Annotated in this window: 8 protein-coding genes; 5 read left to right on the top strand and 3 right to left on the bottom strand. The window is 66.6% G+C overall.

Going from position 1 to position 6878, the window contains the following annotated elements; genetic code table 11:
- Window positions 1-432: 432 nt before the first annotated feature.
- Together Q0718_RS11905 and Q0718_RS11900 are read right to left on the bottom strand one after the other, a co-directional pair.
- Complete coding sequence (locus Q0718_RS11905; protein ID WP_298918157.1) at window positions 433-702, bottom strand: hypothetical protein; 270 nt, start codon at window positions 700-702, stop codon at window positions 433-435.
- Window positions 699-2009 carry a type VI secretion protein ImpB gene (locus Q0718_RS11900; protein WP_298918154.1) on the bottom strand — a complete coding sequence of 437 codons (1311 nt, stop codon included), beginning with the start codon at window positions 2007-2009 and terminating at the stop codon, window positions 699-701. Before Q0718_RS11900 ends, Q0718_RS11905 begins: the two co-directional genes overlap by 4 nt.
- A 305-nt stretch (window positions 2010-2314) precedes the next feature.
- On the opposite strand from Q0718_RS11900, the gene Q0718_RS11895 reads away from it, so the two are divergent.
- Genes Q0718_RS11895 through Q0718_RS11875 form a run of 5 tightly spaced genes read left to right on the top strand, consistent with a single transcriptional unit; the run spans window position 2315 to window position 5948 of the window.
- Complete coding sequence (locus tag Q0718_RS11895; protein WP_298918151.1) at window positions 2315-2938, top strand: FMN-binding negative transcriptional regulator; 624 nt, start codon at window positions 2315-2317, stop codon at window positions 2936-2938.
- Window positions 2935-3633 carry a crotonase/enoyl-CoA hydratase family protein gene (locus tag Q0718_RS11890; RefSeq protein ID WP_298918148.1) on the top strand — a complete coding sequence of 233 codons (699 nt, stop codon included), beginning with the start codon at window positions 2935-2937 and terminating at the stop codon, window positions 3631-3633. Before Q0718_RS11895 ends, Q0718_RS11890 begins: the two co-directional genes overlap by 4 nt.
- Entirely contained in the window at window positions 3626-4210 is a 585-nt protein-coding gene (locus Q0718_RS11885) for a YdeI/OmpD-associated family protein (RefSeq protein WP_298918145.1), read from the top strand. Before Q0718_RS11890 ends, Q0718_RS11885 begins: the two co-directional genes overlap by 8 nt.
- 11 nt (window positions 4211-4221) lie before the next feature.
- The gene (locus tag Q0718_RS11880) at window positions 4222-5064 is read left to right on the top strand and encodes a hypothetical protein (RefSeq protein ID WP_298918142.1); all 843 of its coding nucleotides are present in this window, start codon (window positions 4222-4224) and stop codon (window positions 5062-5064) included.
- Window positions 5061-5948 (top strand): alpha/beta hydrolase, encoded by an 888-nt coding sequence (locus Q0718_RS11875; RefSeq protein WP_298918140.1) that lies wholly within the window; start codon window positions 5061-5063, stop codon window positions 5946-5948. The genes Q0718_RS11880 and Q0718_RS11875 overlap by 4 nt, the downstream gene beginning before the upstream one ends.
- On the opposite strand, the gene Q0718_RS11870 is transcribed toward Q0718_RS11875, so the two are convergent.
- Complete coding sequence (locus Q0718_RS11870) at window positions 5945-6874, bottom strand: acyl-ACP thioesterase (protein WP_298918138.1); 930 nt, start codon at window positions 6872-6874, stop codon at window positions 5945-5947. The two genes, Q0718_RS11875 and Q0718_RS11870, sit on opposite strands and share 4 nt — an antisense overlap.
- Between the last annotated feature and the right edge of the window lie 4 nt (window positions 6875-6878).

The following is a 6878-nucleotide window of genomic DNA, read 5'->3' as shown; positions in this document are numbered from 1 at the left end:
GATTCTTTCGGATGGGCGGGAGAGGACACCACGCAGAACAAGGGGTTGGCGCGGGCGAAGACGCGGAAGGTTTGTGCAATAAACGAGGATGGGCGTCGGGAAAGGGCCGCCTGTGGCTGGCCTGACCGCTATCCTCTGACGTCCCCGGCCACGAATGTCGGGGACGACCTCTCCTCTGGACCTCACCCCGGACTTGATCCGGGGTCCATCACGGGACCGCTGGGATGGGCGGAACCGTTGGGAGATGGATCCCGGGTCGAGCCCGGGATGAGGGGGTGGGGAAATGGCTGGGCAAGCCGCCGTCCGGGCTTGCGGCGCGGCGTTCCCTTCGCGTCCTTTGGGACGCGTGTTCCTGCGGAACAAGGTTTGCGACGCCGCGCTTCGCGCGGCTTAGACCCGCACGCGGGACGCAAACCTGGAGGGGGCATGTGACTATGCGATCCCAGCCTGAAAGGCGTGGGCCTCTCCGTCGCTGCAGAGCAGCAGGCGCATCGTCGTTCCGCATCCCCCCGCCGTGCCCTTGAGCGCTGCGCGGCGGCAGCGGGCGCGGGATTCGAGCTCGTCCAGGTAGAGATGACCGTAAAGGCCGATCATCGGGTCGCCCGGATGGATCTTGGTCACATGGCCGCAGCCGCTGCAGATCATCTCGATGCGTTCGGGCGGGCTCAGGTCCGAGAGCTGCAGGGCGGTTTTCCAGCTCATGCCGGTTCCGCCCGGCGCGGGGCGTCTTCCCAGAAATCCTCGGCTTCGGGCACGCGGGTGAAGGCGATCTTGCCGCCGGCATTGCCGCCCGGTGGCGGCGTCCAGGGGCCTACCGTGATCATGGAACGGTTGGCCGCCAGATTCACATGATCGATGATCTCGGTGACGCGTTCCCACCGTCGGCGTTCCGGATCGCGCGACGTCCAGAAATCATATTGCCGGTCTTCCGCCCGCTCCAGCCCGGAAAAGCTGACCATGATGTGGGCGATGTTGATGAACGGCACGTTCGCGGCCTTTTCCGCCAGCGGCTGCCAGATCCGGTCCAGCCCCTTCAGGCAGGTGCGGTCGTCATGGGCGCCGTGCAGGTCGGTCGTGTCCGCCCAGCCCCGGGGTTCCGCGCCCGGCCGCAGGCGGATCTTCAGGCTGACATAGAGCGTGTTGGCGACGAAACCTTCGCGCCGCAGCCGCCGCGCCGCCTTGGTCAGCAACATGCGCGCGCAGCCATAGGGCTCGCTCAGGCCCCGCCATGTCGCAGGCAGGACACGGCCGTGTCCGATCATGCCGCGCTTGGACTTCTGGGTGATGACCTCGTAGCCCTGGATCGCCTGCCAGAAGCGCTCGCCCGCCACACTGCCCCAGATCCGCCGGAGCTGTTTGGGCGACGTGCCGAGCAGGTCCGCCATGTCTGTGATGCCGGCCTGCGACAGGCGTCTTTCCATTCCCTCGCCGATTCCCGGAATGCCGGTCAGCGGAATGTGCGTCATCGCGTCCGGCAGGTCTTCGGGCCGCCAGACGGTCGCTCCGTCCGGCTTGTCCTCCTTGCAGGCCATCTTGGCGAGATGGCCGTTGGCCGCAAACCCGATCGAGGCCGTGATGAACGGCCCGATCCCGGCCGCCAGTTCCGCCTTGATGCGGGTGGCGCATCCCAGCGGGTCGCGGATATGCTCCGGCCCCAGACGGCAGGACAGCTCGTCGATGGACATGACTTTCTCGATCGGCAATATCCGCTTGATCGACGCCTGCGCGCAATGGTGCATTTCGCGGTAATAGGCCGGATCCTGCGGGACGAAGGCCATGTCGGGGCAGATCCTTAGCGCGTCGCGCTGGCTCAGCACGCTGCGCATGCCGGCGGCCTTGGCTTCGCGCGAGGCGGCGATAACGCCGCCGGATCCCATGCCGTCGTCGCCGGTCGTCGGCGTGATGCCCACGGGGCGGCCGCGCAGCTCCGGGCGGCGCTGCTGCTCGCAGCTCGCAAAGAAGCTGTCGAAATCGAGATAGAGATGTTCGATCGTATCGGGCTTGCGCACAGTGTCCGTCCAAGGTCGTCCAGTATTGGTGCGCCGGGCCCAATTCCGGCAGCGCCCTTATAGAACATTAAGTGAACATAAAAGAAAAGGACTATTTTCCTGATATGCGTCCGGACGTGTGGATACTTTTTTTCCGGGATCGTCATCGCCGAACGCCGACCAGACGCTGGGAAGCGACGCCCGCGACACAGGATTGGACGGAATCCGGACCCGGAAATCGGTGTGCGGAAACCGCGCCCGAACCGAACCGGCACCTTGGCATGCCGCCCCTATCCGCCCTCCCGCCCATCCTGTAACCTGGCCTCATGCCCTATCCACCGCCCCATTACACCGACGACGATACGGCCTTCGCGCGTCGCATCATGGCCGAACACGGGTTCGCCCTGCTGGTGGCGGACGGATTGGCGGCGTCGCATCTGCCGCTTTTGTTCCGCCACGAAGGCCCGCGCGGGGCGCTCTACGGCCATCTGACGCGCGCCAACCCGATCTGTGCGGCAGACAATGGCGCAGGGTTGGACGGCCGGGCGGCGCTGGCCGTGTTTTCCGGACCGCACGCCTACGTCTCGGCCACGCTCCATGACGATCCGGCGCGGGCCGTGCCGACCTGGAACTACGCCTCGGTCCAAGCGCGCGGCACGCTGCGCGCCTTGCCGGACGCGGCGGTACGTCCGCATCTGGACGAGATGGCGCAGGCTTACGAGGGCAGGGATGGGTGGTCGGTCTCGGACGCGCCGGACTATGTCGCGGCGCTCACACACGGCATCATTGCCTTCCGGCTGGAGATAGACCGGCTGACGGCGTTTCGCAAGATGAGCGCCGACAAGCCCCTCGCCATGCGCAAACGTATCATTGACGCGACGCGCGCGCAGGGCGAACACGCCTTCGCCAACGAAATGGCGACGACCTTGACGATAACGGACCCCGAATGACCGACCTGTTGACCTACGAACTGACCGACGATGTCGCTTTGATCCGTCTGGACGACGGCAAGGCGAACGCCTTCTCCAACGCCATGTTCGACGCGGTGGGCGACGCGTTGGACCGCGCCGACGCGGACGCGAAGATTATCGTGCTGCGCGGGCGCGACGGCATCTTCTCGGCCGGCTACAATCTGAAGGAATTGATGCTGGGTGGGCAGACGGCCGTCGATCTGGTTCGGCGCGGATCCGAATTCGCCGTGCGCATGATGGAGACGCGCAAACCCGTCATCTGCGCGGGCGACGGACACATCGTGGCGCTGGGCGCCTTCCTATTCCTGGCCGCCGACTACCGCATCGGGCGCTCCAGCCATTCCGGCGGCGCTTTCCAGGTCGGCCTGCCGGAAACGGCCAAGGGGCTTCCCATGCACAATTTCGGGCGCGAGCTGGCCCGCCCCCGCCTGTCGCAGCGCCATTTCTCCCGCGCCTTCATCAATGGCGAGATGTTCACGCCCGATGAGGCCGTCCAGGTCGGCTATCTTGACGAGGCGGTGGACGATGTGGACGCGGCCTTGGCGAAGGCGGTCGCGTTCTTCAAGGGCATCAGCCTGCACGCCTTCGCCATCAACAAACCGCGCGGCCACCAGACGCTGCTGCCCGTGCTCAGACAGGCGATCGAGGACGACATGGATCTGAAGGTTGGCTGACGAAATGCCGGAGCTGGACGTGGAGGGCCGCGCCGCCCTGCGCGCCTGGCTGCTGGAGAATGGCGACCGTGCGGACGGGCTCTGGATGCGGCGCTACCATAAGGGCCAGGACCGCTACATCGAGATGGGCGAGATCGTCCAGGAACTGCTCTGCCATGGCTGGGTGGACAGCTCGGTGCGCAAATATGACGATGTCAGCTCGCTGTTGCGCATCAGTCCGCGCAATCCGAAAAGCGCCTGGTCGGCGGTCAACAAGCGCGCGGTGGCCAAGGCGGACGCCTCCGGACTAATGACCGCGCGCGGCCGCGCCCTGATTGCGGCGGCCAAGGCCAACGGCATGTGGACCTTCCTCGACGACGTGGAAGCCGGCCTCGTGCCGGACGACCTGGCCGAGGCGCTGGATGCCGCCGGGGCGCGCGAGACGTTCGACGCCTTTCCCCGCTCCAACCGGCGCGCCGTCCTGGAATGGATCAAGCAAGCCAAGCGGGCGGACACGCGCGCGAAACGGATCGCGGAAACGGCGCGGCTGGCGGCCAAGGGATTGCGGGCACTGACGCCGGAGGCGAAAGGACGATGAGGCAGATAGGAATGACAGCGCTCATTGTGCTGGCGGGTCTGTCGGGGGCCTGTGCGACGCATCGGTCGGAGCCCGCAGCCGTGCAGCCGACAACCCTGACGGAGATCGTCGGCGAGTACCGCATCGTGCGGTTCGGATCCTACCGGGCGAAGACGTCAGCCGGCGTTTGGGGTCCAAGCCAGTCTCTCAATATCGGCAATCGTCACATCGTCGCCCATATCGGATGCAATGCGATGGAAGGCCCGATCCTCTTCCATTTCGAGGAGGGCCTGGTCTTGGAAACCGAGGATCTCCTTGTCACGACCGCAGGATGCGGGGATGAACGCATCCATCGCCGCGAGGATGCGCTGGCTGCCCTTCTGGTCGATCCCTTCAAGGTCGTGCGCCTCGCCGATGGGCGCTTGCGCCTGACGGGAACGGGACCCGATCTCATATTGGAACCGGAAGAGGCGGCACGGCGGCGTCAGGCGCCCCGGCGGTTTTCCAGCATCGAGGGAGACTGGTACGTGAAGATGGGATTCGACGGGCGGCAGGCCGTCTATCCGGACGCGACCCTGCCGCCGGTGGAAATCGAGCGGGAGGGCCTGCGCTTCGCCGGATGTCCGTTCCGGAGCGGCCCTCTGTCCATTTCCGATGCGGGCGAACTCATATCCGGATCGGCCCCGATCAGGCGCGGAGGATGCGTTCTGATGCAAGAAATTGCGACCGGCGAGATCGTTTCGGTCGATCCGCCGTCGATCCTGTTCGAGTTGCTGCCCAACGATGTGGCCCTGGAACGGACCCAGGCTGGCGATCTTGTCATGAGCCGGAGCGGCAAAAGACTGGTTCTATCCCGGCGACGGGGAACGCCGTGAATCGCCTTTCCATCGACCTGCCGGACGGCACGTTGTCGGCCTTGCGCTTCGGCGAGGCGAAGACGCCGCTGCGACTCATCTTCTGTCATGCCAACGGGTTCAACGCGCAAAGCTACCGCGCCGTGCTGGAGCCGCTGCTCGACGATACGGACGGGCATATCCTGGCGCTGGACCTGCGCGGGCACGGGCGCACAAACCTGCCGACGGACGCGGACGCGCTGGACGGCTGGCAGGTCTTCGCCGACGACATCGCGGCCGTGTTCGACGCGGTCGCGGACCGGCCTGTCGTGCTGGCAGGCCATTCCTACGGGGCGGTCAGCGCGCTCCTGTCCCTGCCGCAGATCCGTGGCCAAGTGTCCGGCTATGTCGGGTTCGACCCGGTGCTGGTGCCGTGGGTGGCCCGGCAGGTCGCGCGCTCCAAGGCGGGCCGGGCGATGATGAAACGCCGCCTGCCGATCGCGCGCCAAGCGGGGCAGCGCCGCGCCGTCTTCGAGAGCCTGGACGCGGCGTTCGCGCGTTACCAGGACCGCGGCGCCTTTCGCGGCGTTCCGGATGCGGTGTTGCGCGACTATCTGGAAGGCGGACTTCTGCCGACTCGCGACGGGCGCCTGCGGCTTGCTTGCGATCCGTCGTGGGAGCAGGCGATCTTCGTGGCGCAGGCGCATGACCTGTTCCGGCGCGTGCCGCTATTGCCGGACAATAGCCGTATCGTTTTCGCGGGCGCGCACGGCGCGGTCAGCACGAAAAGTCAGCGCGCGGCCCTGGGACGGCGCCAACCGGGGATCGCCGTGGACTACCGGGACGACCTGACGCACCTCTTCCCGCTGCAGGACACACGCTTTGCCACAGATGTGCTGCGCGGTGTGCTCGAGCGGGCGCGCTAGCGTGCGGATAGCGGGGCGAGGGACGGCAGGGCCGCGTCCATCAGCGTGTCGACCTGCGCCGGGCTGGCCTTGGTCAGCTTGCGCGCGTTGAGATCGAACAGTGCACCGGAGGCATAACCGGCGGCGACGCACTGTCCCGTGACCGTGTTCAACACATTGTGCATGATGGTGCGCGTATAACTATCGGCGGACACGACGGCGGGTCGCAGGTGATAGAGGTCGCCCGCGCGCAACAAGGTCGGCATGTGGACGCGGATCTCCAGCACCACGGCGGAGCCGCCGCCCGCCATGTAGTCCGGATCCGCGAATTCGGGCCAGCCTTTGTCGAACCATCCCAGTGTCGTGGTGATGCGGCGGAAGAGCTGGGAGAACGGCACGTGTCCGGCGGGCATCGTGTCCCTGTCCAGGAAGATGCCGCCGCCGATGTCGGGCGCGCCGAAAGCCTCCAGCTCGGGCGCGGTCGGCACGGGCAAGTCCCAGTCCAGCGACAGGTTGCGGGCGCGGGCGGGCGCGGGCATCTGGTCCGTGTGCGCGTCGGCGCGGCCCCGCAGGCGCGACGGCCAGGCGAAGGTCCGGTCGTCGGGAACGTAAACATGCTCGACGATTTCGCGCAAACTGGCCGCCATGCGACCGTCGCGGTGATACATGACATGGCCGACTTCGGCGGTCTCGTCGTGCAGGGCGATCAGCGCGCTTTCGATGCGCAAGGGGCTGCCGGGCCGGGCCTCGGACAGATATTTGATGTGGATGTCGCGCGACCGCACGGTGGAATGGGCGTCCGGGCGGAAGGCATGGGTCAGGCCCAGCCGGACGAACAGACCCATGCGAGCCTGTTCGAACTTGTCCAGATAGAAGGACATGTTGAGATGGCCGAGCTCGTCGCACTCCCATGCGGAGCAGTCCCCGGCCCAGGTCTGGGTGAACATGACC

Source organism: uncultured Algimonas sp. (assembly GCF_947498175.1).
Taxonomy (GTDB): domain Bacteria; phylum Pseudomonadota; class Alphaproteobacteria; order Caulobacterales; family Maricaulaceae; genus Litorimonas.
Note: the sequence above shows the minus strand (reverse complement) of the source record. Positions and strands in the feature narration are given on the sequence as shown.

Excerpts from the sequence above, each read along its gene's own strand:
- Q0718_RS11870 (WP_298918138.1), bottom strand. The coding sequence starts at position 6,874 with ATGTTCACCCAGACCTGGGCCGGGGACTGCTCCGCATGGGAGTGCGAC.
- Q0718_RS11880 (WP_298918142.1), top strand. The coding sequence starts at position 4,222 with ATGACAGCGCTCATTGTGCTGGCGGGTCTGTCGGGGGCCTGTGCGACG.
- Q0718_RS11890 (WP_298918148.1), top strand. The coding sequence starts at position 2,935 with ATGACCGACCTGTTGACCTACGAACTGACCGACGATGTCGCTTTGATC.
- Q0718_RS11895 (WP_298918151.1), top strand. The coding sequence starts at position 2,315 with ATGCCCTATCCACCGCCCCATTACACCGACGACGATACGGCCTTCGCG.
- Q0718_RS11905 (WP_298918157.1), bottom strand. The coding sequence starts at position 702 with ATGAGCTGGAAAACCGCCCTGCAGCTCTCGGACCTGAGCCCGCCCGAA.